Origin of the sequence: Endozoicomonas sp. Mp262 (assembly GCF_025643335.1) — a bacterium.
In the GTDB taxonomy this organism is placed as follows: Bacteria; Pseudomonadota; Gammaproteobacteria; order Pseudomonadales; family Endozoicomonadaceae; genus Endonucleibacter.
Window position 1 is genome coordinate 3,304,150 of the sequence record NZ_CP092489.1, and the last position, 25,373, is coordinate 3,329,522.

At 46.3% G+C, this 25,373-nt stretch carries 17 protein-coding genes and 1 CRISPR repeat array; of the genes, 4 read left to right on the forward strand and 13 right to left on the reverse strand.

Annotation, left to right across the window (positions count from 1 at the left end):
• Positions 1-12 precede the first annotated feature (12 nt).
• Genes minE through minC form a run of 3 tightly spaced genes read right to left on the reverse strand, consistent with a single transcriptional unit; the run spans position 13 to position 1,892 of the window.
• The gene (gene minE / locus MJ595_RS14510; protein ID WP_263078670.1) at positions 13-279 is read right to left on the reverse strand and encodes a cell division topological specificity factor MinE; all 267 of its coding nucleotides are present in this window, start codon (positions 277-279) and stop codon (positions 13-15) included.
• Positions 276-1,091, reverse strand: a complete 816-nt coding sequence (minD, locus tag MJ595_RS14515) for a septum site-determining protein MinD (RefSeq protein WP_263078671.1) — start codon at positions 1,089-1,091, stop codon at positions 276-278. The genes minE and minD overlap by 4 nt, the downstream gene beginning before the upstream one ends.
• Positions 1,092-1,139: 48 nt before the next feature.
• Positions 1,140-1,892 carry a septum site-determining protein MinC gene (gene minC / locus MJ595_RS14520; protein ID WP_263078672.1) on the reverse strand — a complete coding sequence of 251 codons (753 nt, stop codon included), beginning with the start codon at positions 1,890-1,892 and terminating at the stop codon, positions 1,140-1,142.
• 34 nt (positions 1,893-1,926) lie between these two features.
• On the opposite strand from minC, the gene lpxL reads away from it, so the two are divergent.
• The 3 genes from lpxL to MJ595_RS14535 all read left to right on the forward strand — a co-directional run bounded on the left by lpxL (position 1,927) and on the right by MJ595_RS14535 (position 9,301).
• On the forward strand, positions 1,927-2,946 hold the full coding sequence (lpxL, locus tag MJ595_RS14525) for an LpxL/LpxP family Kdo(2)-lipid IV(A) lauroyl/palmitoleoyl acyltransferase (RefSeq protein WP_263078673.1): 1,020 nt from the start codon (positions 1,927-1,929) through the stop codon (positions 2,944-2,946).
• A 163-nt stretch (positions 2,947-3,109) separates the two neighbouring features.
• Positions 3,110-6,736 (forward strand): hypothetical protein, encoded by a 3,627-nt coding sequence (locus MJ595_RS14530; RefSeq protein ID WP_263078674.1) that lies wholly within the window; start codon positions 3,110-3,112, stop codon positions 6,734-6,736.
• A gap of 423 nt (positions 6,737-7,159) precedes the next feature.
• Positions 7,160-9,301 carry a C2H2-type zinc finger protein gene (locus MJ595_RS14535; RefSeq protein ID WP_263078675.1) on the forward strand — a complete coding sequence of 714 codons (2,142 nt, stop codon included), beginning with the start codon at positions 7,160-7,162 and terminating at the stop codon, positions 9,299-9,301.
• A 129-nt stretch (positions 9,302-9,430) separates the two neighbouring features.
• Positions 9,431-9,638: a CRISPR direct-repeat array (repeat unit 28 nt; unit sequence TTTCTAAGCTGCCTGTGCGGCAGTGAAC).
• Between the two features lie 152 nt (positions 9,639-9,790).
• Here MJ595_RS14535 and cas1f read toward each other — a convergent pair.
• From cas1f to MJ595_RS14580, 9 genes are all read right to left on the reverse strand, one after another.
• Complete coding sequence (gene cas1f, locus MJ595_RS14540) at positions 9,791-10,747, reverse strand: type I-F CRISPR-associated endonuclease Cas1f (protein WP_263078676.1); 957 nt, start codon at positions 10,745-10,747, stop codon at positions 9,791-9,793.
• 187 nt (positions 10,748-10,934) lie between these two features.
• Positions 10,935-12,377 (reverse strand): hypothetical protein, encoded by a 1,443-nt coding sequence (locus tag MJ595_RS14545; RefSeq protein WP_263078677.1) that lies wholly within the window; start codon positions 12,375-12,377, stop codon positions 10,935-10,937.
• A gap of 522 nt (positions 12,378-12,899) precedes the next feature.
• Positions 12,900-15,785: an RNA polymerase-associated protein RapA gene (gene rapA, locus MJ595_RS14550; RefSeq protein WP_263078678.1), complete on the reverse strand. Its 2,886-nt coding sequence runs from the start codon at positions 15,783-15,785 to the stop codon at positions 12,900-12,902.
• Positions 15,786-16,054: 269 nt separating this feature from the next.
• Positions 16,055-16,345 (reverse strand): YebG family protein, encoded by a 291-nt coding sequence (locus tag MJ595_RS14555; protein WP_263078679.1) that lies wholly within the window; start codon positions 16,343-16,345, stop codon positions 16,055-16,057.
• Positions 16,346-16,899: 554 nt separating this feature from the next.
• Positions 16,900-17,859 carry a 23S rRNA pseudouridine(2605) synthase RluB gene (gene rluB / locus MJ595_RS14560; RefSeq protein ID WP_263078680.1) on the reverse strand — a complete coding sequence of 320 codons (960 nt, stop codon included), beginning with the start codon at positions 17,857-17,859 and terminating at the stop codon, positions 16,900-16,902.
• 80 nt (positions 17,860-17,939) lie between these two features.
• Positions 17,940-18,770, reverse strand: coding sequence for an SMC-Scp complex subunit ScpB (scpB, locus tag MJ595_RS14565; RefSeq protein WP_263078681.1), 831 nt, complete (start codon positions 18,768-18,770; stop codon positions 17,940-17,942).
• Between the two features lie 30 nt (positions 18,771-18,800).
• Complete coding sequence (locus tag MJ595_RS14570) at positions 18,801-19,628, reverse strand: segregation/condensation protein A (RefSeq protein ID WP_263078683.1); 828 nt, start codon at positions 19,626-19,628, stop codon at positions 18,801-18,803.
• A complete protein-coding gene (locus tag MJ595_RS14575; protein ID WP_263078684.1) occupies positions 19,625-20,839 on the reverse strand; it encodes a tryptophan--tRNA ligase in 1,215 nt (404 codons plus the stop codon). Before MJ595_RS14575 ends, MJ595_RS14570 begins: the two co-directional genes overlap by 4 nt.
• A 129-nt stretch (positions 20,840-20,968) precedes the next feature.
• Positions 20,969-21,589: an L-threonylcarbamoyladenylate synthase gene (locus MJ595_RS14580; RefSeq protein ID WP_263078685.1), complete on the reverse strand. Its 621-nt coding sequence runs from the start codon at positions 21,587-21,589 to the stop codon at positions 20,969-20,971.
• Between the two features lie 612 nt (positions 21,590-22,201).
• Between MJ595_RS14580 and MJ595_RS14585 the strand changes: the two genes are divergently transcribed.
• The gene (locus tag MJ595_RS14585) at positions 22,202-23,770 is read left to right on the forward strand and encodes a hypothetical protein (protein ID WP_263078686.1); all 1,569 of its coding nucleotides are present in this window, start codon (positions 22,202-22,204) and stop codon (positions 23,768-23,770) included.
• Between the two features lie 61 nt (positions 23,771-23,831).
• Here the strand turns inward: MJ595_RS14585 and MJ595_RS14590 are convergent, their stop codons facing one another.
• Entirely contained in the window at positions 23,832-25,322 is a 1,491-nt protein-coding gene (locus tag MJ595_RS14590; protein WP_263078688.1) for an autotransporter outer membrane beta-barrel domain-containing protein, read from the reverse strand.
• Positions 25,323-25,373: the final 51 nt, after the last annotated feature.

Genomic DNA, 25,373 nt, shown 5'->3' on the forward strand with positions numbered 1-25,373 from the left:
GAGGGCTTTCAGTCATTCTTTCTCAGGCAGTTGGACATTGACTTCCAGGATTGAGCAATCACCTTCATTATCCAGTCGTATATTGATATTTTCTTGGTTAACTTCAATATACTTTCTGACCACTTTGAGGATGTCTTTTTGCATGGCTGGTAGAAAATCATGGCTACCGCTGCGACTTAACCTTTCGTGGGCAACAAGAATCTGTAGCCGCTCCTTGGCAACCGACGCACTTTTTTTTTCTTTAGTATTTGACATGCGGAAAAGTTGCATCAGGCTCATGTCCGCCCTCCAAACATTCTTTGTAACAGGCCTTTTTTAGCAGGTTCCAAAAAGCGATGGGGCTTCTGCTCGCCAAGGTATCTGCATACCATGTCACTATAGGCCTGGCCGGCATCGGTATCAGTCTTGTGAATCACGGGTATACCCTGATTGGATGCTTTCAATACACAGCTGGATTCCGGAATAACGCCAAGTAATGGAATGGCAAGAATTTCTTCAACATCGCTGACATTTAACATATCGCCCCGTTCAACCCGGTCAGGGTCATATCGGGTTAACAGCAGATGCTCTTTTACCGGCTCCATTTTTCTCTCTGCACGCTTGGATTTGCTTTGCAGGATACCCAGTATCCGGTCTGAATCACGAACGGAGGATACTTCCGGGTTTGTGGTAATAATGGCTTCATCTGCAAAATACAGTGCCATTTGAGCACCGTGCTCAATGCCTGCCGGTGAGTCGCAAATGATATAGTCAAAATCCTTGGCTAACTCTTTCAGGACATTTTCAACACCTTCCTGGGTTAAGGCATCCTTATCCCTTGTTTGAGATGCTGGCAGTATGCAAAGGTTCTCGACGTGTTTATCTCGTATTAGCGCCTGGTGCAGTGCAGCTTCGCCATTTATAACATTGATAAGATCGTAGACCACCCTGCGTTCACAGCCCATGATGAGGTCAAGGTTACGTAAACCTACGTCAAAGTCGATGACAACTGTTGGGTGTCCCTGCATGGCAAGACCTGATGCAAAAGATGCGCTGGTCGTGGTTTTACCGACGCCACCTTTACCTGAGGTCACTACGATAATATGTGCCAAGTTACTACCTGCCTATTTTAACTGAACTTTCGTATGGGGCAGTATTTCTTAAAGTTTGGCCATGTGCAAGCACTGGTCATTGAGACTAATCAAAACGCTTTGACTCCAGTATGACTGGTCAGAATGTGCAGGTAACTTATACTGGCCACAAATAGAAATCAGCTCTGCCTCGAAATTGCGGCAAAAAATTCGGGCATCCTTATTACCATTAACCCCAGCCAGTGCCCGCCCTCTCAAGGGACCATAGACGTGTATATGGCCACCGGCCAATAGCTCGGAGCCGGTACTGACAGGCCCCAGTACCACAAGGTCGCCAGGGGCATAGACTTGCTGACCTGATCTGACGGGTCTATCAATGATTCGGGTGCCGATATCAACCTGCTTCGGTTGTTCAGGTATTTCGTTATTTTGTTCCACCGGATTATCGCATTGCTTTATCATGACGACTTTTTGGGTGTTTTCCGGTTTTTTAGGCTTGGCTGGATCCTCAGGTTTGGTCTTATTAGCAGGAAGCCAGGCAATGCCATTTATTGTGGCTTCTTTTTTATCAAGGTTTGTCCCACCCTGGATGGCAATGAAAATCATGCCAAATTCATGCAGCATACGCCTTAGCGCTGAGAGATCGACACGTTTCTGCTCAGGGTCAAGCTTTCCAAAATCTATTACTACAGGTGTTTGTTGGAAAAAATTGGGTGCTTTACGTGTCATATTTTGCAGCTGCGCCCTGATAAGAGCTATATCTGCTGCATGCAATTCAAGGGTAGTCAGTGTATAAAGGCCTCCTTTCATTTGAAAGGCCATAACAGAACTGTTTGATTGCAGGTCTGGATTCATTGTGACACCGGCTCTACTCAGCTGTGAAATAATAGAGCCTAGAGAAGTCACAACCGATACACAAGCATTGATATTAAATATGTCAGCAGATCGCCAAAGAAAAACAGAAGCGGACCAGTTTCAATGGTCTTTCCTTAAACCCCGATACTGGCTAACCTGGCTGGGACTTGGCTTGAGCATCCTGCCTACGCTTTTGCCTTATTCATGGATTCTTGCCATTGGCAGAGGCCTGGGCAGGCTTTTTTACCGTTGGGCAAAGTCACGGGTGCATATTGCCAGGGTTAACCTGAAACACTGCTTTCCTGAAATGCCGGACTATGAACGGGAAGCATTGTTAAAAGCTAATTTTGAGTCTGTGGGAATTGGCTTGATGGAAGTGGCGATGGCCTGGTGGTGGCCTAAAACAAGACTGGAAAACAAGGTACGGTTTGAGGGGCTTGAGCAACTCCAGGCACAGAATGGCCAAGGGACCATTCTACTTATTCTTCATTTCACCACCATTGAAATTGCCGGTGCGATGATAGCGTTGCGCCATAGCCTGGATGCCACGTACCGGGAGCATAAGAATCCTGTTTTTGAATATATGCAGAGGAAGCAAAGGATGCGTTATGACAAAAACAGCAATTTGCTGGGGCGCAGGGATGTGAGAGGCATGTTGCGGGTTTTGAGGGTCGGGGGCACTGTCTGGTATTCGCCTGATCAGGATTATGGGCCGAAACAAAGTGTATTTGCATCATTTTTTGATAGGCAGACAGCCACGGTAACCGGTACCTCCCGGTTGGCAAAGATGGGTAAGGCCAGAATTGTCCCTATGATAGTAACCAGAAAACCGGGTTCTGAAGGCTATGTATTAAAACTATACAAAGCCTGGGAGTCTTTTCCTTCAGGTGATGACCAGGCGGATGCCGAACAGGTTAATCGCTTTGTTGAGCACCGGGTTCGGGAGCATCCGGAGCAATATATGTGGTTGCACCGTCGTTTCAAAACCCGTCCGGAAGGAGAGGCTTCCCTGTATAAATAATCAACTGTCAAAAATATGACAATAGGAGCTGAAAGGGAAGCTGGTTATTTTTAAAAGCACCGTTAACAAGTGCTATTTAAAGAGATGAGAGGCTCTTCCTGATTGGCAGGTTGATTTAGTTCTACTCTTAATAAAGGAAAGGGACATTTGTGTAGGAGAGGCTATGGAAGGGCCTAAGTCTGGCAGTAATAATAAGTCGGGTCATTACCCGGTGGATAAGCCTGTGGAGCCGGAAAACAGTAATGAAGGTGAAACAGGAAATCATAAGGTCAGTCGATCCGGTAAACTGGAGAGGCAGGTGTCCGGCTTGAGCACCGACTCGGTTTATAGTGCGACCACTGACGAAGCTTCCGGTATTGGTGAACGGGAGGTGGATTTCGATCTAAACGCCAAATCAAAATTGCGGATAAAGCCCAGGCTCGAAAGGCAGCTGTCCGATCCAATAAAAAGTTTGCTAAAAGATAAAATGGATCTGGGGTTTGATGACCCCCGGTTTGTGGAGCCGTTCCCGGAAGATGATGTGCCAGATGTTGATAGTATGACAGACCCTTCAGAAGCACACAGGGTTCCAGCCGGTAATGAGAGAGAGGAGTCTTTGCCATTATCGCCATCACACAGGCCCGGGCAAAAAGAAGCTTCTTTATCTAACCCTGTTGTTGAAAATATCACTGTACAGGACAAAAAGAATATACAGCAGATGGTGGATCAGCTGCTGAAAAAAACCAAAGACCTGCTTCCTAAACACGCTGAGTACATTGATATAGTGATGAGACCCATTCTGAAGAGTTTTGAGGCTGGAGGTCATTCCGAGGATGCTGAGAATCTTTATGAAGCCTTGCATAGATTTTCAGCGAAACTTAAACAGGGCATGCAGCTGAATAATGGGACTTGTCGGGGGGAAGAGTATCGAGCATTGATTAACGCCTATGGACTACTTGGCGATCTTGTTGAGGATGATTTTAATGGCAGAATGGTGCTTGAATGCAAAGCCAGGCTTAGAAAGGTTTTTGGTTGCTATCAGAACCCCAGTGAAGAGTCTTTTTTAAGGGCAAGAGCCCAGCTGGGATTGGATGTGAATGTTGCCAAAGTGGATGGTGGCTATGAGGTTTCATCGCAAATTGTGGGTTGTGATGATACAAAGATAAGGGTATTTCTCAACCAAAAACTCTCTTTGCGGGTAACGGCCGGTAATGACATTGCAAAGGGCTATGCGGCAGGTGTCATAGGAAGAATTGATGGCAAGGTGTTTAACAATCTGGATGAGTTTATTGATTTCTATGCAGACAATGTATTGCTTAGCTTACATAAGCCAAGGCCCGGTCGGGGGGTTAAAAGAGCAACGTACACCGCAGTAAAAGATAAAAAACACCGTGAAAAGGTGATTGCAGAATTGCCCTTATTGGAGAAAACCTTTCGGGAATTAAAATTACCCATCCTGGATAGGGAGCACTCCCATTTAAAATACGGTTCTGAAGGAAAAAATATCCCTCTGAAAATTAAGCGGGATGTCTCCGAGGCACATGCAGGAGCAAGAATTTATAAAGTGGCTGGCATTGACAGGACAGCCATTAAGTGGGGGAACACCTTTACAAAAAAACTACCCTTGCTTCAACAATTGGAAAATCATCCTGAATGGCTGTCTGATTATCAAAATAGATGTTTCAATATGTCGATATCAGAAGATCTGAAAAAAACATGTATAAAACATATCAATAATTACTATCCGGATATTGAAGATGATGACCATTGCCCAGCAGAGGTGATTCTTCCGCTTATGAGCAGAAGGCTTGCAGTGGTTGAAGATGTTGCCTTTCAAAAACATAGAAAAGGTATTCCCCTGAATGAGGGCGAAGATGCTATTACCGGTGAGTTAAAAGCTTTCAGGGAGAGTGCGGGGAAGTTACTTAAAGAAAACTATCAGGAATATAAAGACTATTGCCGGGATGTGAATATTTGCCGTTCTGATACCTCAAGCTCCAGTGAAAAGGCTGAGGCCAGAAAAAGAAAGGCTTCAAAGGAGCAGCAAAGGGGGGCCAAAGGTTCGGCAGATATGCTGAAAATGATGATAGTCACCCATGCAAGACTGAAAGATATGCATCAACGCTCTGCCCGGGCATTAGGTGAAGAGACAGGGCTTGCTGATGATTGGCTGGAGGATATTGGCCTTGATATGTCTGTGCCGGATATTCATGTGTCTGAAAAGGATCGTGAACAGCACTTGATGCTAAAGAAAGAGGCAAAAGGATCTATACAGTTTAATGACAGAATTGCCAAATTGGCATTAGGGCCTTTTGAGGGGCTGGTGGATGTCCGATATATCAAAAACAGGGATGAGCCTAACCCGGACTCGGATGGAGATTATCTCTATATAGCACTCAGAGGGAGTATGGTGGGTACTGCTTCTCTGGCAGAAAGCTCAATTCAGGCCGCGCTAACAAAATTAATGGGCACTTTGCCACCGGTTGATGGGGAGGCAGGCATACTGATTGATCCCGCTGCGGGAGTGGATACCGTTTTGCAAGGGTTGAAGCACCTGAAAATGGAGCTCTTTTTTGTAAAGGGAGAGGATGGCAATTATCACCTTCAGTATAAAAGGCGCTTAACCGGTGAGGAGGTTGCCGCAAAAGCAGGTGGTAAAGTACCTGTTACCGGAGCTGTTTCGATTTCAGGCCAGGTTGCTGCAGATCGATACGACTATCACTTTAAAGGGGAGGATATTGGTACTAATACCATGACTTATGTAATGACCCGCTATAACGGCTGGATGGTTGGCGGTAAGCCTGAAAGTTGGAAGGCATTTACCAGTGACAAGGATAATCGTCTGAGGTTGGCAAAGATCATGGTCAATATGGCAAAAGAGAGTGAAAATGCTGGCAAGGAATTAAAGGGTGCATTGGAAGGTGTTCGTTCTTACTATCAAGGCAGGGCTGTAGAAATCAGTGAACAGGCGTTTGAAGATGCCAAGGCATTTCTAAAACAGTGTGAAAGTAATAATCTGGCTGAATTGAAAGACATTGAAGAGAAAAAAAATCAGGCAAGGAGAACCATCGCCTTGTATCATCAGCATAAAGGGGAGGGGATTAACAAGGAGGATCAGGCAAAGGCCAGGGCAATTATGGAGCAGTCTGCCCAAGGTGGCTCTTGGGAAAAGAGCTTTGATGCTTTGAAGAAGCAATATGAAATGTATATGGCGGGTACTGGCCAATCTACACCGGGAGTGCTTGATAAGGTTGAAAGGGTATTCAATCATTTTATTGCAGGTATAACTAAATTTAAAAATGCTCTGGATCAGGATGCCATATCTCCAGAAGAACTGGAAATGATCCTTAAGGATATCCATGGGCATATTACAGAAGCAACAGCCAGGCTGGACACTGATAAGGAAATCATAGATCATCATCAGATTGCGGCTATGGAGCATCAAATTGGCGAAATGAAAAAAATCGAGTTAGAGCTGCGTAACTTTATCCTGGAACAGACTCGATGGCAGAAGCTTTCAGAAAAAGTAAGCCGTGCAGGGAAAAAAGAGACTGTGCAGGATTTACTATCTACGTCACTGGAAAAATTAACGAAAGCATCAGAAAAATATAAAGCACTTTATGCGGAAACAGGAGGAATCGGCGGGGAAAGAACCGCACTGGAGAGTCTAGTCAGGACAAATACATTCGATGTTGCCCTGCATTCATTTAATCAGTTGCTTGCTGCTAACTACCCCACCTATCTTCAAGATGCGGATGGACGTTTTACCGATATTAATCCGAATAAACCGCTGCCTTTTGGAAGAGCTTAGAGTGCTTTTATTTTAAAAAAAACTCTCTGTGTTCGATATTTTCTCGCAATTGATATATTTACCTTTTGCTTAACCATAGTGAAAAGTCAAGGTTGCTAAGGTAAGCAGGTTTTCCAAGTTTATCAAGGCATTTGCTAAGTGTATATTGCTCTATTTTAGGGTAAAAAATGCATTTGTGGTTATTTTAGTATTTCTTTCTATTTTACTTCTAAAAGATATAAGTCACAGGCTATTGAATAAGATAGTGAGTACTAAAATTGAATTTTAGTGATGTATCTGCACTTGAATTTCTTTAGTCTATAACTTATTTTGGTGCATTTTACTGTGCTTTTTTTCAGGTTTTTTATTTTCTTTTTATATGTAACAGGTTGTGTCCTCGGTATTATTGAGAGGGGATATGGCGCTAAAGGAGAGGGGTGTTTTTTGAGTACTCATGCCTGTAGAGCAGAGGTGAAGTATGAAGGAGGGGTAGTGGATGGAGTTGTAGTTGATTTTGAAAAAGAACATGGCGATGATGACGGTTTAAATGCTTGTAGTGAGAATCTCGGTAGCTGCTCTCTACCCAAAAAATGTTGTTTTGATAATTTTAGGATACATCCTTTAAAAATAGATTTTGCCAGTGATCATTCAGGAAGAGTTGAGGCGAGCTGGAAGATAACCTGTTTTGACGCTGGTATAGAAGGAGGGTTGTATTTGACCTCTGGTCTAATCGCCGGGTTTGTTGTTTGCTGGTGTAAAGAGTATTTTAAAAAGCCGGGGTATATGCAAGGCGTTAATCTTTGTCTGATTTTTCAAGAGAATACGCTTTATGGTGTCGTAAAAGATAGTGATTGTACCCATAGGTTTATGGGGTTTGCAGAACGGTCTTTCAGTAGTGAAAAACTTAAGGTATGGGCCTTTGATGCGCAGGCATGCGGTGAAAATAAATATGAATCGGGAAATGATAAAAACAGGCAGTTTATAATAAATCACAGATTTGTTAAAGATAAGGTTGGTGATTTGTTTAAACAAAATTATGGCTATTGTGTAACTGCAAATGGTTTTAGTGCTGGTGTTCTAAAGGGTAAGAAAATACCGGATTACTGGTGCCTTGAGGGCCATATTTCAGAAAATAATAGTTTAACACTATCGATAGTGACAGAGTGGAGTAGGGGAAAGAGTATAAAAAAAAGTGGGGGAGATAATCATAGGCATGAGGCTGACCCGGTTAGTTATTATACCCAGGTGAATAATATTGATAGCACATGTGATAACATTGGTGATGATGAGCCTCCCTCTTTGCTTGGTATTAATGATCCAGTTATCGGTGCTCCCCCATTGGCCAAGGTAAGCATTAACCCGGAAATTGACTGGTTTTGGCTAAAAAGACAGAGGGATGAGATGGCTGGAATTATGAAGAAGAGTGGTTGTTTTGCAAAAATGGCAGGATTGGGAATTAGGGTTAGAAAAAGTAAACTTCCTATTGCTGGAAATGGTCCTTTTGCAACAAAGTTTATAAAGAAAAAGTCATTAATTAGTTTTTATGGAGGGCCTTTGAAAGAGGTATCAGAAAAAGACAGGGCGGGATATAAGGAACGCTTTAAGAGTCGATCCACCCATATTGTCAGCCTTTCTCGCCATCGCGTCATTGATGGATTAAAAGATGTCAGATATGGGGATTATATTGCGAGCATGGTTAATGATATTTCCTTTGAAAAATATGTTACCCCGGGTATAAAAAAGAAAAAGTTAAAGGTGAATGCTGCTTTTAAACAGAGTGAATTTAATATGGCTCTTTATGCTGTTGAAGATATTGAGGTGGGGGATGAAATATATACAAAATACAGTCCTGGTCATATAGAAAACGCTATTAACTGTGGTGATATGTTACCTCTTAAAGATATGGCTCGCTTGTGGGAAAGTGGTTTTTTTTGTGATGAGTGTGGGGAACGTTTTAACACAAAATGGAATTTAGAAAAACATCAGATTTTTAAACATAATCATCAAGAGCTTTATCCTTGCCTTAAGTGTGGAGTGATATGCTATCTTGATTATATTTTAAAAGCGCACCAGGAAAATCATAAACCGTTTCTGAGGAAGCGCTATATTCCAAGAAAAAAAAGCTCATGTACTTATGAGTGCTACTTATGTGAAAAGGAGTTGTCCAGTCTTCAGAGTCTTGAAAGCCATTTTTACGCTATTCATGCAAAAAGTAAATATTTCTTATGTTGTTATTGTGGGGAAATTTTAAATAGTAGACAGAGTTATTCAGACCATAGAAAAAAAGATTGTCAGAGCTATAAACCTGTACAATGTCAGGTTTGTCAGAAAGTATTTTCAACCGTTGCAACATTGAAAATACATGATAAAAATAAACATCGACCCTATGAGGAAAGAAAGTTCCCTTGTGACCACTGTTCTTATAGGTTTAATCAGAAATCTGTGCTTCGTAATCATATTAATGAAACACATAAAAAGTTAAAGCCATTTGAATGTGGCCAGTGCCATAAATGTTTTTCTAGAAAATTAACTCGTGACAGGCATGTTGATAGAAATAAGTGTAAAAGAAAAAGTCAGGCTAAATAGTGAGTTCAAGATTTTTTATATTAATTCGATGCTTATGTGCCAACCCCGGAACCAGGGGTTGGCTTGTTAGAAAAAACTCGGTTAACAGAGTGGTGTATCAGACGGCTTCAGCCATAACCAGGCCATCAGATTCTAAGCTGCCTGTGCGGCAGTGAACGTAGGTACTCAGATGTATAACCGGGAAGAGATTTTCTAAGCTGCCTGTGCGGCAGTGAACCAGATTAACCGGGGTCGGTTTGACCGGTTCCGTTTCTAAGCTGCCTGTGCGGCAGTGAACTCAGCAGCTTGATCCCATCACAGAGGCCCAGCTTTCTAAGCTGCCTGTGCGGCAGTGAACGGAAGACCAGCTTAGCTTTTTAACTGCATTCAAGCCATCCTGAGTAATAAGGGTCTGCCAAACGTTATCACCAATGCGGTTGGCAAAGGCATCCAGTACCCGTCGGGTTTTCTTCAGGGCGTTCTTTTCGCACTGGGAGACAAAGGTGACCATCATGGCAATTTATCCTCTGCCATATTCAAAGCTACGGATTTTACCTGGTTAAACATAAAGTCCAGGGCCTTATGGTCGGTAAAGGCCTGCAAGCATTGCTGGCGAAATTCCTGCTCAGTGGCGTTTTCTTTGGCGCAAATAAAGGCCCAGGGGAGGATCAGGCTATCCTTGATCAGGTCAGCAACATCAAATACCAGTGCGCCCCGACGGGTTTTGCCATGCATTACTGCAAAACCGTGGGGAATACCCAGCACCCATAGGGTTGTAGCGGCCAGGTCATAGGCTAAATAGTTGCCGTGGTTTAGAAAGGTATTGGCAAGGTCTTCACTTTCCCGGGTTCGGGTAAAGTCACCGTACTTTGTCTTGCGTGCCGCAATTTTATAGAGGTGTTTCGTTAGCAGGGCTTCAGTTTGTAATAAGTCTCTCACCTTTTTTGCCTGACTGATTTGTGATTCAAAACCACTCAGTGCCCGGCCGATATCCGCATCATCGGCGTGAAATCCTTCTACCTGCAAGTCTCGGTCTTTGCTCCAGGTGTGTCGCAGGTAGTCAATCCTGGCCAGCTGGAACATCTGAGCCGCTTTTAATCGTTGATGATCATTGAACCAGAATGATAACCAGCCTTGCAGATATTCTGTGGGACGGTATTCACTTTGGGGTGTCAGCCACTCCACTTCACTGGCCATCAATAAAGGTGTGCCGCCACCGCCACAGAAGCCCACCAGTACTCCGGCTGAAGCCAGCATCCTCATGGCGGCCTGGGTAATAGATGTACCTGTCCCCAGCAGTAGACAGGTGGTGTTGGCGATAGGAATATTCCAGTACTGGTTTTCCTTTTTGGCCTCTGTCAGGTAGAGCACCCGGCCATCTTTTTGCATTACCCGGCATTTTTCCAGGTAATAAATATTGGCCCGTTTGGAATGGAGAATAGCTTTCAGGTCTGTTAATGCATCCATAATTTATTATTGCTTTGCATTCAGTTTTATTGCCGTTCAGTTATTTGCTAAAAACTGCAACAGCTTTCGAGGCGGGTATTGTAGTAGATTTTGAAGGGATGATCCCCCACGCAGGAGCATGGGGGCAGAGGGGGGCAACCTCAGGATGATGGAAGCCAGAGGTTGGGTTGTTAAACAGGGAGATCTATCAGACTGCTTCGGCTAGAACCAGTCCTTCAGATTTCTCCAGCGCTTCTGCCTTGTTAAGCATGTTGCGAATCAGTAGGGAGGAGGCCAGGGCAATAACTACCATAGCCACGGCAGCCATGGTCAGCATGGAGAAATAGTCACCGTAAACTGTCTGTACGAACTGCTGGGTTACTTCCTGACCCTTTTCCATAGCGACCATACTGGAGATAACCGCGCCAATGATGCCGGACAACGCCATGGCAACGGAGAACAGACTGACAGAGAATCCTTCGATATGCTTGGGAGTAACGGACAAAATAAAGGCAACCACCAGACTGCCAACAATCACCTCACCAAAGGCCAGGAAGGCGTGGATAATCAAGAATACATCAGGGCTGATGATGACATCTTCGCCAATGCCCTTCACCGCCATGGTCAGGATACCAAAGGCAGCCACAGCAAGAACGAAGGAGATGGCGATCTTGGTAGCTGTGGACAGATTGATGCCACGCTTTTCCAGGGCGGTGAATATACCCGTGATAACAGGACCGGCAACGATACACCACAATGGGTTCATAGCCATGGAGGCTTCAGGTGCCAGAGGGATGAAGCCAAGCAGGTCACCGCGCATGGTATTGATGGTTACCATGGTCATGGAGGTCATCATTTGACCATAGTATACAAAGAAGGCAGTGGTCAGCAGGCTCATAATCAGGATAGTACCCATCTTCAGTGCATCGGCTTTGCTGGCCTTAAACATCAGACTGATGAAGTATAAAACGGCACCCGCACCAATGGCGTATACGATGTACTTACCGGTTTCCATGTCAGAAAACATGAAGAATACCATGCCGATCATGGCGGCGGAGAGGATCAGGAAGATCACTTTGTTTTTTGCGCTTACAGGAGCCTGATCGATATCTGCACCGATTTCCACCAGAGGTTTGTGGAAGATAATAAGTACGGCAGCAGCCAGTGCAGCCATGATGGCGGATAAGGTGAAGCCACCGTTAAATCCAATCACAAGAACTAACATTGGGTACAGGTATTGGCCCAGCAGTGCACCCACGTTGTTTACGGAGTAGTTAATGGGGTAGCAGTTCTCAAAATCCTCCTTCGTCTTGAACGTACGCTTGTACAAGCTTGGATAAGAGGGTGACATCAGACCTCTGGCATAGGAGGCCAGTGCGATACCGCAAAGTGACAGGGGAACACTCAGGGCGGAAGCACCCATGACCAACAGGGCATAACCGGTTGCGAAAGCTATGTAAGCCAGGGTGAGGGAGCGTTTGGAACCCAGGAATTTATCGGAAATAAAGCCGCCGGCAATGGCAAATAGGGGGCCAATGGAGGAAAAGGCACCCACAACCATCATGGTGTCGGCTTCACTGTAGTTTAACTTTTCCAGAAAAAAACGGGTCAGGACAATCATGACACCGTAGAAAGATAGGCCAAACATCATTTGGCAGAACATCATCGACCGGTTCAGTCTATTCCACATAAAGGCTCCGTTATGTTATTTAACAAGCAGGATGTAATACATTTGACCTCTGTAGATAAACTGTAGTCATTGCGTGCATGATTCAGCCGACAGGAGACAAGTATATTGAATCCGCAAGTTATAAATTAGATAACTGGATTTTGTGGATGTTTTATAACAAAACCTATCGGTTAAAATGCTATCTTTAAGCGCTTTTTTAATAAAAAAAAAACGTCTAAATGCGTATTTTAGCGAAATTTAATGTATTTATTCTTATTTTTGGTTTTTGGTTAGGGTATAAGTCCTTAATGGTGGTGTGGTCAAGCAAGTGGGTTTGGAGGGAGCCTATTGCTGGGGAACTCACAGAGGATAACAATGGATGTTTTCTCTTTTCAGCATCGATATAGAGGTGTTTCCAGGGGGGGGCATATTTTGCAGTCAGGGAGTATTCGCATTCCCAGGGGGTGAACCCTGGGAACGGGAATTGAAGTCAGGAGAGGGTGGTTAGCCAACAACCACCAGACGGATGGCGTCCAATCTCAGCATGGCTTTCTGAAGGCTTTGGTGTCCCTTTGCAGCACGCAACTTAAGGTGTTCAATCTCTTCATCACGAACATTAGGGTTTACGGCTTTCAGGGCAGCCAGACGCTTGATTTCTTCTGTGACCTCGGCCAGTAAATCCTGACAGGCTTTGTTTACGATGGTCTGAACACTGGTTTTGGCGGATTTCTCTGCCCCTGCCAGCATTTTCAGCACCGGTTCACGTTGTGCCTGGACCAGTTTTTTGGCAACCCCTTTCTTGAGCGGCTGAAGCTGGGCGTTCAGGGTGTCGAAAGCCACTTTTTCTGCCAGGTTGTTCATGGTGGGGTCAATGAGACAGCGTATGGGCGTTACCGGTAGATAGCGATCCAATTGCAGGGTCTTGTCACCACTGGCTTCGACCACATAAATGGCTTCCAGCAACATAGTGCCGGGTTTCAGGGCCTTGTTTTTTAACAGGGCCACTGAGGTGTTACCCATATCAGTGGTTAATACCAGATCCATGCTTTCGCTAACCATGGGGTGCTCCCAGGTGAGAAAATGCATGTCTTCTCTGGAAAGTGCCATATCCCGGTCAAAGGTGACAGTCATGCCATCAGCGGGAAGGCTGGGGAAAGCTGTAATCATATGGCTGCCAGGACGAACGATCAGGCAGTGCTTGGAATGATCTTCAGCTTCTACACCAAAGCCTTCAAACAGCTTCTCCATGTAACGCTTCAGCTGACGAGGCTCTTCCTGTTCCTCAATGACATTAATCATGTCTTCATTGGAAACCAGACCGCGGGAGTTCAGCTCCAGCAAACGGTCCCTGCCATTATGCATCTGTGCCTTCAGTTCCTGGTTCATACTGGCGGCCTTGTCAACCAGAGGCTGTATGTCTGCCAGCTTGATGCCGGAACCAGGCTTCAGGGCTGGCTCAAGTTCAGGATAAAGTTCCTGGTACACAGTGCTGCCAGCAGGGCAGGTGTCAGCAAAGGCATTGAGTCCATGTTCATACCAATGGAAAAGGGCTTCCTGCCCGGTGCCTTCGATATAGGGAGCATGGATTTTAATGGCTTCGGTCTGACCAATACGATCCAGGCGGCCAATACGCTGTTCAAGCAGATCAGGGCGAGCAGGCAAGTCGAAAAGTACCAGGTGGTGAGCAAACTGGAAATTACGGCCTTCACTGCCGATTTCCGAGCACACCATAATTTGCGCACCGTACTCTTCGTCAGCAAACCAGGCCGCTGCCCGGTCACGCTCAATAATGCTCATGTTTTCATGGAAAACAGCCGTTGGAATGCCGGACAGAATCCGCATGGCATCCTCAAGGTCGAGCGCTGTATTGGCGTGGGCACAGATTACCAGAACTTTTTGCTTTTTCAGTAGCTTGACCAGATTGATCAGCCACTCGACCCGGGGGTCGACTTTCCACCAGGGATCCATATCATCAACTTTGATATGAGTCTGATAGGCAAGCTCAGGGTATACGTTGTGCTTTATAGAGGGCGCTTCCAGTTCCGCTTCCTCTTCCAGGGCAATCTGGTACAGCTCTGGCAGAGCCTGAGGATAGCCCTGGGCAACCCTTCCCGGAAAACCGCCCACAGAGTTACGGGTATTTCTGAATAAGACCCGTCCTGTGCCATGACGGTCGAGAAGCTGACGAAGCAGCTGCTCTTTGGCATTGACCTTGCCTGTGGGTGAACCCTGCTCATAGGTATCAATAACCGGTTTGCACGCTTCTCCCAAGAAGCTCAGAAGATGCTGCTTGGCCTGTTCCGATAACTGGTCATGATCCAGCAGATCCTGAACAGCATTGGCTACGGGTTCATAGGAGCTTTCTTCTTCCTGGAATGTTGCCAGATTATGGAAACGGTCAGGGTCTAACAGTCTCAAGCGAGCAAAGTGGCTTTCAATACCCATTTGCTCAGGTGTGGCTGTCAGCAGAAGCAAGCCCGGAATCTGGTTAGCCAGTCGCTCGATACAGAGGTATTCATTGCTGGCTTCCTGTTCAGACCACACCAGGTGATGGGCCTCGTCAACGATCATCAGATCCCAGTCTGCCTCCAGGGCCTGTTGCAAACGACGTTCATCCTTGCACAGGAAATCAAGGCTACAGAGTATCAGTTGTTCGCTGAGGAAAGGGTTGTCATCACTGATGGTGCGACAGCGTTCCTCGTCAAAAAGACTGAAGTGCAGGTTAAAACGCCGGAGCATCTCAACCAGCCACTGGTGCTGAAGACTTTCAGGAACCACAATCAGGGTTCGCCCTGCACGACCACTGATAAGCTGTTGATGGAGGATTAATCCTGCCTCAATGGTTTTACCCATACCCACTTCGTCCGCCAGCATCACCCTTGGCGCATAGCGGGCAGATACTTCTCTGGCGATATGGAGCTGATGGGGAATCAGACTTGTTCTGGGACCCACAAGGCCACGAACAGCCGATTGTCGCAGCCGATGATTGTGCAACAGGGTTTTATAGCGCAGGGAGTAATTGCTGTTCTGGTCAATTTGACCGGCCAGCATTCTGTCCTGGGGCTTGTTAAAACGAATAAAATTACCGAGATCGGTTTCAGGCAGCTCTTTGGGCTGGCCATCATCCAATACACCTAAATATGTCAGAATATTTGCATGTTCGATCACTTCGGTGACTGTCATGACCCAGCCTTCATGACTTTCTACTTTATCACCGGGGTTGAACTGCACCCGGGTTAGGGGGCAGTTGTTGATGGAATATAGCCGCGTTTCTCCAGTTGCGGGAAACAGGAGGGTAACCATACGGCCGTCTAGGGTGAGTACGGTACCCAACCCTTGTTCAGTTTCTGTGTCGCTGATCCAGCGTTGTCCAGGAACGAAACTCGTCATGCGTGACTACTGACCTTGCCAGACAAAAGGGCGCTATATTAGCGGAATTCCCTGAAATTGCACTACAGGGAAGACCGAAATCTTAAGTTCTGTGGATTATAGCGGGATTGGTCTGTGGAGGGTATGGTTAGTGTTACTTGTTTTGTTTGAACTTTAGGGGGGAATAGGGAATGGTAAATGGGGAATAGTAGTTCGTACTATTTCTCTATTCCCCATATTTTTCTATCAGTTCCAGTATGTCGGTTTTTTAGACTTGCTGGTGCAAGGGATTAGGCAGCTACTGGCTTGACAGGAGAAGTGGTTTCTTCAGCTTCCTTTTCTTCCCCGATGGTCAGGATAAGGTCAGGCTTGCCTTTGAAGGCTTTGGCCAGGGTTTCCTTGTTTCGGGCAAGTAGCAAACCGATTTCCTCGGCCAGCTTTTCCTCGATGGTCAGGTTAGATTCCAGCAGGCTGGACAGGTTGTCTGCCAGCTCCAGCATCTTATCGTGTTCTTCAGCCGCTTTTTTATCGGTAAACATGCTTCCGTCCCGGTCTACTCGCCACATGGGGGTGATGGACATTGCCCTCTCCTGATAAGGTTTTGGGTTTTATAAGGTACTGTATAAAAAAACAGTATTTTAGTCTGGAATCCGTCATAGAATAAAGTGCTTTGTAGTTATTTGTTCTATCAACAATGCCAAACAGTGAATAAGTCCGCCAGCCATAAAAGACCAGCGGGTTGTTCTCACCTCGTTCCCAGCGTCCCGAGGGTGTCGCAAAAGTATGCTTTGTTTTAACCACAAAGATACAGAGGCACAAAGTTTTCTTGTTTTGTCCCTTATCAGGAGCAAAAATGATAAAAAAAAACGCTTTTCTCTGTGTCTTTGTGTCTCCGTGGTTAATAAAAATAACTTTTGCGACAACCTCTCCCTGTTGGGAATGCATACGGATGTTCCAACTTATATCAGACCTACTGCATGAGGAGGTATGCATTCCCAGGCAGGAGCCTGGGAACGAGTCTAAGGAGTCTTTTGGGGAGTGCCATCTTCAGAGCGTGGAAACGTGCCTTTTGGAATTTCACGACACTATCGAAATAGTATGAGTTGCTATTCCCATTCCCCATTCCCCGATACAGTCAGTGACGTTTCCCTGAAGCTCGCCTGGTGTTTCTCTGAGAAGGCCGTTTTTTGGAAAAATCAGGTTTTTGAGTTTGCCATTCGGAGCCTTCGGTTTTGCGGGCCGTTTTTTTGTAGATTTTTGGACGAGCTGGCTGTTTAGCTGCCCGCTCGGAGGGCGTCTTTACATAAGCCTTCGCGGGCTCAAGATCAACCAGTGCTGCCAGCTCATCAATGTGTGGTTTGCCCAGCTCTTGCCACTGACCTACACGCAACCCCTCTGGCATAATGGTGCTGCCAAAGCGAACCCGTTTCAGTCGGCTTACGGTGAGTTCCTGGGATTCCCAGAGACGGCGTACTTCACGGTTACGTCCCTCAAGAATACAGACATGGAACCAGTGGTTTATACCAGAGCCACCGGAATCAACAATATCGGTAAAGCGGGCCGGGCCATCCTCCAGCTCTACACCATCGTAAAGGCGCTTTACTTTTTCAGGGGTCACATTACCCATGACCCGTACCGCATATTCCCGTTCAATGGTATGGGATGGATGCATTAACCGGCTGGCCAGTTCGCCGTCATTGGTGAACAGTAAGAGGCCGGAAGTATTCAGGTCCAGTCGTCCAATGGCGATCCAGCGTTCGCCTTTGAGTTTTGGTAGTCTGTTGAAAACCGTAGGACGGCCTTCGGGATCAGAACGGGTGCAAACCTCACCTTCAGGCTTGTTATAGGCAATAACCCTGCGGATACCTGAGGTATAGGCCTCCAGTTTTACGGGCCTGCCGTCCACAGCAATGGTGTCACGGGGTGTTGCCCGGTCACCCAGCTGGGCAACCTGATTGTTAACAGTAATGCGGCCATTACTGATCCAGCGTTCCATTTCCCGACGGGAACCCAGACCTGCGCCTGCCAGTATTTTCTGGAGTTTTTCACCTTGTGGCTGGGGAGGAGTAGAGGGGATAGTTATTTCAGTGCTCATGAATACAGGCTACCAGGTGGCATTGCCACCGTGAGGGTCAAAAGAACGGGCAATTATAATACCAATTGCAGCGATTGGTATTATTCTCTTTCCTGAATAGGGGTGGAAGGGGCTGTTTCCGGAGGTGTTTCTTCGGTATCCGGCATTTCTGGTTCTGGAGACTCCTCCAGAGCCAGCTCCTCTACCTTTTGTTTTTTAATCAGGTCATCAAAGTTTTCCGGAAGGTCTGCTTCCATTTCATCCAGTTCAGCAAACAGTGTTTCCGCGGAAATTTCATCACTTTCTGTGGTTTCTTCAGCCTCAGCGGCTGGAGTCTCTTCCTGATCAATGGTTTCCAGCATATCTACCTGCTGGTTTTCCAGTGCCTTGGCGGCTTCTTCCAGATCCTTGATTTCTGACAGGGAGGGTAGCTCATTGAGGTTTTCCAGATTAAAGTAATCCAGAAACTGGCGGGTGGTGGCGAACATGGCGGGGCGCCCGGGAACGTCCCGGTGACCAACCACCCGAACCCATTCCCGTTCCTGAAGGGTGCGAATGATATTGCTGCTGACACTGACACCCCGAACCTCTTCTATTTCCCCCCGGGTAATGGGTTGCCGGTAGGCAATAAGTGCCAGGGTTTCCAGTAAGGCCCGGGTGTAGCGCTGGGGTTTCTCTTCCCATAGCCTGCTCACCCAGGGAGCCAGCTCCTGTTTTACCTGAAATCGAAAGCCGGAGGCCACCTGCTTAAGCTCAACGCCGCGATTTTCACAGGCATGGGAGAGTGTCACCAGCGCTTCCTGGACAGCACTGGCCTCGGGGCGTTGTTCTTCGGGGAACAGCGCCACCAGTTGATCAATGCTTAGGGTTTTATCGCTGGCCATCAAAATACCTTCCAGTATCAGATGCAGTTCAGGCTGTTCATTATTCATAGGGTTTTGGTTTTCGATGTCACTCTTCTCTTATTCAATACGGGCCTTTACATGAATGGGACCAAAGGCTTCACTTTGTACCAGTTCGATCAGTGATTCCTTGATCAGTTCCATAATGGCCATAAAGGTAACCACCACCCCCAGGCGTCCCTCTTCAACGCGATAAAGAGCCACAAACGGGGTAAACCGCTCTGCGGACAGAAGGGAGAGCACTTCACTCATACGTTCCCGGACAGAAAGTGCTTCCTCTTCAACCTGGTGATGTTCAAACATATCAGCCCGGCGCATCACTTCTGCCATGGCCAGCAGGATTTCCTTGAGGTCTACATCGGGCTGGGCGCGGATTAATTCGAAGTCTGGTGCTTCAGCCCCGGCAGGGTGAATATCCCGATTCATGCGAGGTAATTCATCGAGATCTTCGGCTGCCTGCTTAAATCGCTCATATTCCTGCAAACGGCGAACCAGTTCGGCCCGGGGATCCTCTTCGTCCTCTTCGCAGTCTTCGGAGCGTGGCAGCAGCATTCTGGATTTTATTTCTGCCAGGGTGGCGGCCATCACCAGATACTCGGCAGCCAGTTCGAACTGGTTGCTGTGCATCAATTCAACATAATCCATGTATTGACGTGTAATTTCTGCAACCTGGATATCCAGAATATCCATATTGTTGCGCTTTATCAGGTAAAGCAGCAGATCCAGAGGCCCTTCAAATGCCTCGAGGAAAACCTCAAGGGCTTCCGGAGGGATATAAAGATCATCAGGCAGTTTGGTTAAAGGTTCCCCCCTAACCAAGGCCATGGCCAGTTGAGCTGATTCTTCCTGTTTGACTTCTGGTTCTGCAACCGCTTCTGTGGTGGTCATCGGTAGTCAAGCCCCATCGCTTCCCTGACTTCCCTCAGTGTTTCCTGTGCTTCATCACGGGCGGCTTCGCAGCCATCGGCGATGATGCTTTTTACCACATCCGGATTGTTTTCCAACTCCACTGCTTCAATCCTGATAGGGTCCAGTTCCGCCTGAACAGCATCAATCAGTGGTCGTTTACAATCCAGGCAGCCTATACCTGCACTTTTACAGCCTTGTTGTACCCACTGCTGTCTCTCTTTGTCGGTATAGATTTTATGCAGTTGCCATACCGGGCATTTTTCCGGATCTCCCGGGTCATTGCGGCGGCACCGGGCCGGGTCAGTGGGCATACGCTTTAGTTTGGTGGCCACGGCGTCCGGTGTATCCCGAAGCTCTATAGCGTTATTATATGATTTGGACATTTTTTGTCCATCAAGACCTGGCACTTTAGGGGTTGATGTCAGCAGCGCCTGGGGTTCCGGAAGTATCATTTTACCTGTGCCTTCGAGGTAACCAAATAATCGCTCCTGGTCCCCGAGGGTGATATTGCTTTGCTCTTTCAGTAGTGCCCTGGCAGTATCAAGGGCTTCTTCGTTGCCTTTTTCCAGATAGCTCCGGCGCAGTTTGCGATAAAGGGTTGCGGCCTTTTTGCCCATTTTACCAATGGCTGCCTCGGCATGGGTTTCGAACCCGGGTTCCCTGCCATAAACATGGTTGAAGCGGCGGGCGATTTCACGGGTGATTTCTACATGGGCTTCCTGGTCGGCCCCCACAGGAACCTGTCCAGCCCGGTAGGCAAGAATATCCGCTGTTTGTAGAAGGGGGTAGCCAAGAAATCCGTAAGTGGACAGATCCTTTTCCCTGAGTTTTTCCTGCTGGTCTTTATAGGTGGGCACTCTTTCCAGCCATGACAAAGGCGTTATCATTGACAGAAGTAAATGGAGCTCTGCCTGCTCGGGAACTCTCGACTGAATGAACAGCGTGGCAGAACCAGGGTTTATACCCGCTGCCAGCCAGTCAATGGCCATGTCATAGATATGTTCTTCGAGGTTGTGAGTGTCTTCATAGTGTGTGGTGAGTGCATGCCAGTCAGCTATACAGAAAAAGCAGTCAAACTCATGTTGTAACTCTATCCAGTTTTTTAAAACGCCATGATAATGACCGAGGTGAAGTCGGCCGGTGGGTCGCATGCCAGACAGTACACGCGACTGGGGATCTACAGCACTCAATGGGTTCTCCCTGGGTTGGTTGGCGGTGCAGGTAAGGCGCTGTTCTGGCTCATTGTGGCGCGTACCTGCGTCTTAGGGACAGAGTACGATAGATTGTTGGTATAGGAAAGGGTTCCCGGAATGTTTGTGCTAGAAAAAGGAGGCCGTTGCTCCTTTGCCCGTTCTTATGACTTCTGGTATGTCATCAAGCAGACTAATCACTGTTGTGGGTTCCATGCCGCAGAACCCGCCATCGATCACCAGGTCCAGCTGATTTTCCAGGGTTTGGCGAATGTCATAGGGGTCAAGCAGTGGGTATTCGTCGCCAGGCAGGAGCAGGGTTGTACTCATGATAGGTGCATCCAGCTCAGCCAGTAATGCCTGGGTAATAGGGCATTCCGGGACGCGGATACCAATCGTTTTTCGTTTTGGGTGCATCAGCCGCCTTGGAACTTCCCTGGAACCTTTGAGGATAAAAGTATAAGGGCCGGGCGTATGGGCTTTTAACAGTCGGTATTGACTGTTGTTGACCTGGGCATAAATGGCCAGCTCCGAGAGATCGCGGCAAACCAGGGTGAAATTGTGCTTGTCTGTCACCTGGCGGATACGGCGGATGCGGTCGACGGCCTTTTTATCGCCAATCAGGCAGCCCAGGGCATAGGCGGAATCTGTGGGGTAGGCGATGACCCCACCGGACCGGATGATTTCAACAGCTTGGCGAATCAGCCTGAGCTGAGGGTTTTCGGGATGAATTTGAAAAAACTGGCTCATTGCGGTTCTTGGTGTGGGCCTTCTTTAATGCGTTATCATTGCTGTATGATGGTTAGGGGCTGTTGACGTTTGATCGTGTGCTCAGCCAAAACCAGCAGTTTCGTGGCTAGACGCAGTAGCGCAGGAATAACCTAAAGGTCACGCGGACTCATGTCTTTCAAGCTACTGCAACGATGGCACGGAATCGCTGGTTTTGGCCCTCCGGGTGGCTCGTAAAGCGGCTTTCCGACTGCGTTGGACTGGCTTGACGTAGAATAAACTATGCCTGCACCAGTCCGTCTTGCGGAAAACCGCTTTACGAGCCACTGAGCTCACGATCAAACGTCAACAGCCCCTAAGCCCTGAGGGTAAAAAGTTTGGATAAACTAGCAATCAGCAATTTAGCTAGTACCAGTTTGCTATGATTGTGGACAGGTTGAATAGGGTTGAAGGGTTCAACCTGTCCGCTCAAGATAGCCTTCCAATGTTATCACTAATCGCTAAAATCGCCTATCATAGTAGTTCATGCCTGTGGATCAATGCGTCGTAATTTTGTGGGTTCTGGAAATAATCTATTTCTGTCTTGGTTATTGGCAATAAGTTTTAATTGCCTTATTTTTCCTGGTTATGATTATGTGTATTGCATTCTGTTATAGAATATATTTTTTTTTATGCGTGGCTTGTTGTTGTACTGGCGTAATCGCTGTTAATGGAGGAGGCGGAGAAACATCCACTAAGCAGAGTGATGAACCTGCATCTCATGAACAAGGTATGGATTCATCTGTTGATAAAACGGCTCCTCATAATTTTACTGTTTTTGTTCCTTGTTATCTTCAAACCTATCCGGATTCGTCAATGTTTGGTGTTGCGGGTAAGCGTTCAACGCTAGGTTATATTCCTGCTGATCCACTTGGGAATAAAGCTGATAGAGAAAGGTTTTTTAAATTAATGAAATTGATACGCCCAAGGGTGGAAATGGGGGGTGAAGAAGATGATGTTAAAAATAATTTACCCTTTATAGGGCCATTTAGAATACTTTTTCTTGCAGTTGTTAGCGAAAAACCATTGTCAGGATTGAGAGCGAGTAGTTTTTATCAAGGGAGGGGGTGGGTTGAAATATCTGAAACCATTCTTTTTGACTTTATACATTCTTTTAGGGATAGGCTGACAGGAGATTATGATAGGCGTGTTGCAGATAGAAAAATATACTACAGGGATGATGGTCGTGTGATTAGCCTGAGTAATGAAGAACAGGAAGAATTAAAGTGTGAATATTCAAGGTTTTTATATTTCATTAAAAAGGTTGTAGGTAGTCAAGACTATCCGGGAGATGCGAAATTTTTAGATCATCTGTTGTACTTTAAAGATCTGGTTATGAGGGATGATCAAGTGAGGAAACCACCACCAGAACAAGCAAAATTACTATTTGAATGGTTGCTGGTTTATTTTTATGATTTATTGCTGTGGAGTGATAAAAATGAATTTGAAAGGGACGTGGCTAGATTTATTACCCTATTGAATTTCATTGAGCCATTTTCAATATTTTACAGGGAAACAGCTGAAAGTCTGGTGCAACTATTGTTTTGGGCTCATGGTAAAGATCTGTTTGATTTTGAGGTAAAGCAGGGTGTTACGCTGGACTCAATTTATAGTAAATCGAAATTGGAGGGTTTATTAGATCAGAACACTGTTAGTTTATCTGAATATCTGGGTACGGCGGATTCGACACCCCTAACTATTCCCAGTGCGATAAATAAGCCGTTTCGAGCATTCTCTTTTTTAAAGGTTTTTAGTTCGCTCAGAAAACTAAAAAGCCGCTCAAGCAGTGAACTGGATAAGAAAGGAAAAGGAGAGTTTTTGGGGGGGGAAAATAAAACAAACTCTTTGGAAAGAGAGACGCCTTATCGAATAGAGGTGTGGAAAAAAGGAAATAATTTATTGCATAGGTCTTCGAAGGGGAGCCGGGTTGTTGAGTTACCCGAATTATTGAAGAAAAGATTGAATATCTCGAGAGACAGGCGCAAATCTGTTTCTCTGACGGCCCTGGATAAAATGACCGAGACATCGTCACAAATGGATGTTTCTCCATGCTCAGATACTTCTTCGGACTCGGATGTTTTTCCTTTACCAGGTACACAAGGAAGCCAGGGAAATAATATACCAGCAATAATAATTACTCCCGCTGAAGTGGAGTGTAGCTGAGCAGCCACTGGCAGGAGTTACCGGATTAAACTCCTGCCAGATAGCTGTCAGCCCGGAGCCCCTAATATCTGTATTTAACCCCCATAAAATAATTGTTACTGGCAGATCCGCTACTTTCCATATGTTCGTAACCCACCAGAAACTCGATATTGTTATTTTTTTGATAGGACAGCATTGCTATAGCCTGCCAGTTGTTTTTTTCAGGGTCTGCACCTTTGCTGGTGAATGTGGGGCCTGACACAAACTGGAGGTCTGTTTCAACCTGCTGGTTTTTAAAGTCATGCCATCCCATTAACTGAATCTGTGGGGTCAATATCCCGCTGGATAACTCAAATGACCGGCTTGCAATCAGCCCAAGGCCCAGCTCGATGCGCTGGTATGTTTGTTTTTTTGCTGTCAGGCCAATACTTTTTTCTTCGTACGATGGGGTTTCTATCCTGGAGTAACTAAAACCCAGGGTGGGCTGCAAATAGTAATCATTATAAATGTACTTCATACCTGATAGCACCTGAAGGCCATACAGGTTAGATATAAAGTCGGATTTGATAGGGTCCAGATTTGCGCCATCAATGAAACGGGTGCGTTCGTGAAAGCTTCTGCCAACATTTAAAATGACATCTGAGAACCACTGTTCATTTTCCCATGACCCATATAGGCTGACTTGATAGTTTGCAAGTTCAGAATGATCTCGAGAATCCTTTTTATCAACCCGGGTATTGGCAAACGTTACTGCCCCTCCAAGGGTGAGTCCCTCATTTTCCTGGTCATAACCCAGGGTTATTCCTTCAGAAGTGGCATCATAGCCGAGCAACTTGCCTCCCTGGTCATTTGTACGATTTTTCTGGCTGCTGTCGGCTAATAAGGCCTGCATCCAAAGACCATGACTGGAACCGTTATCACCATAGTTAGCGCCCTTTTTGTTGCCGGGAGCGGGGAGTGTTGTTGTACTCGATGTTCCTGAGCTGCTGGGAATCCGGGTTGAGCTGGATGCCCCTATGCTGCTTGGTAGGCGCGTTGAGTTAATGTGGCGGGTTACTTGTGTGACCGCCATTGTTTGTAAGGCACTGTTCACTTCCTGGGTGACCCCTGCATTATTGACCCGCAGTTCCTCACCCGCATTTGCTATCGCGGCACCACTAGGGAGCTCGGCAATATGTTCATAGATTTTCTTGACGTCTTCTTTTACTGCTGAATGACCAACCAATATGCGGTCAAGAAATGCCTTTACTGTATCTTGAGCGCTTTTTCCTCCACCATTTTGTTTAATGGTGTCAGCTACCTGGTCTGGAGTCTCTGGGGTTACTGTTGCTTCTATTGTTGCATCATTGTCTGGTACATAAGTGATGCCGAGAAGTGGAGGAGGGTTTAATGTAAGGCTTGATTCGGTTGTAATACCGCTGGCAGCCTGAAGAATGGAAAGTAAAGTAGGGGTCTGTCCACTGAAAAACTCCAGATCTGGATTGAGCTGGATTTTAGAACTGTCTGTGAATGTAACAGTACCTGATACATTTATTGCGGGTGTTGTGGGGTTGTTTCCTATAGGTATGACCATCAGCGCAGTGGAAGATGCGCTCAGGTCACCAGTGATTTGCTTTTGCCCTTG

Coding starts and splice junctions, on each gene's coding strand:
- MJ595_RS14545 (WP_263078677.1), bottom strand. CDS start 12,377: ATGATGTTTGGCCTATCTTTCTACGGTGTCATGATTGTCCTGACCCGT.
- MJ595_RS14585 (WP_263078686.1), top strand. CDS start 22,202: ATGTGTATTGCATTCTGTTATAGAATATATTTTTTTTTATGCGTGGCT.
- rluB (WP_263078680.1), bottom strand. CDS start 17,859: ATGAGCACTGAAATAACTATCCCCTCTACTCCTCCCCAGCCACAAGGT.
- MJ595_RS14530 (WP_263078674.1), top strand. CDS start 3,110: ATGGAAGGGCCTAAGTCTGGCAGTAATAATAAGTCGGGTCATTACCCG.
- MJ595_RS14570 (WP_263078683.1), bottom strand. CDS start 19,628: ATGACCACCACAGAAGCGGTTGCAGAACCAGAAGTCAAACAGGAAGAA.
- cas1f (WP_263078676.1), bottom strand. CDS start 10,747: ATGGATGCATTAACAGACCTGAAAGCTATTCTCCATTCCAAACGGGCC.
- MJ595_RS14590 (WP_263078688.1), bottom strand. CDS start 25,322: ATGGTCATACCTATAGGAAACAACCCCACAACACCCGCAATAAATGTA.
- MJ595_RS14580 (WP_263078685.1), bottom strand. CDS start 21,589: ATGAGCCAGTTTTTTCAAATTCATCCCGAAAACCCTCAGCTCAGGCTG.
- minE (WP_263078670.1), bottom strand. CDS start 279: ATGAGCCTGATGCAACTTTTCCGCATGTCAAATACTAAAGAAAAAAAA.
- MJ595_RS14555 (WP_263078679.1), bottom strand. CDS start 16,345: ATGTCCATCACCCCCATGTGGCGAGTAGACCGGGACGGAAGCATGTTT.
- minC (WP_263078672.1), bottom strand. CDS start 1,892: ATGGCCTTTCAAATGAAAGGAGGCCTTTATACACTGACTACCCTTGAA.
- scpB (WP_263078681.1), bottom strand. CDS start 18,770: ATGAATAATGAACAGCCTGAACTGCATCTGATACTGGAAGGTATTTTG.
- rapA (WP_263078678.1), bottom strand. CDS start 15,785: ATGACGAGTTTCGTTCCTGGACAACGCTGGATCAGCGACACAGAAACT.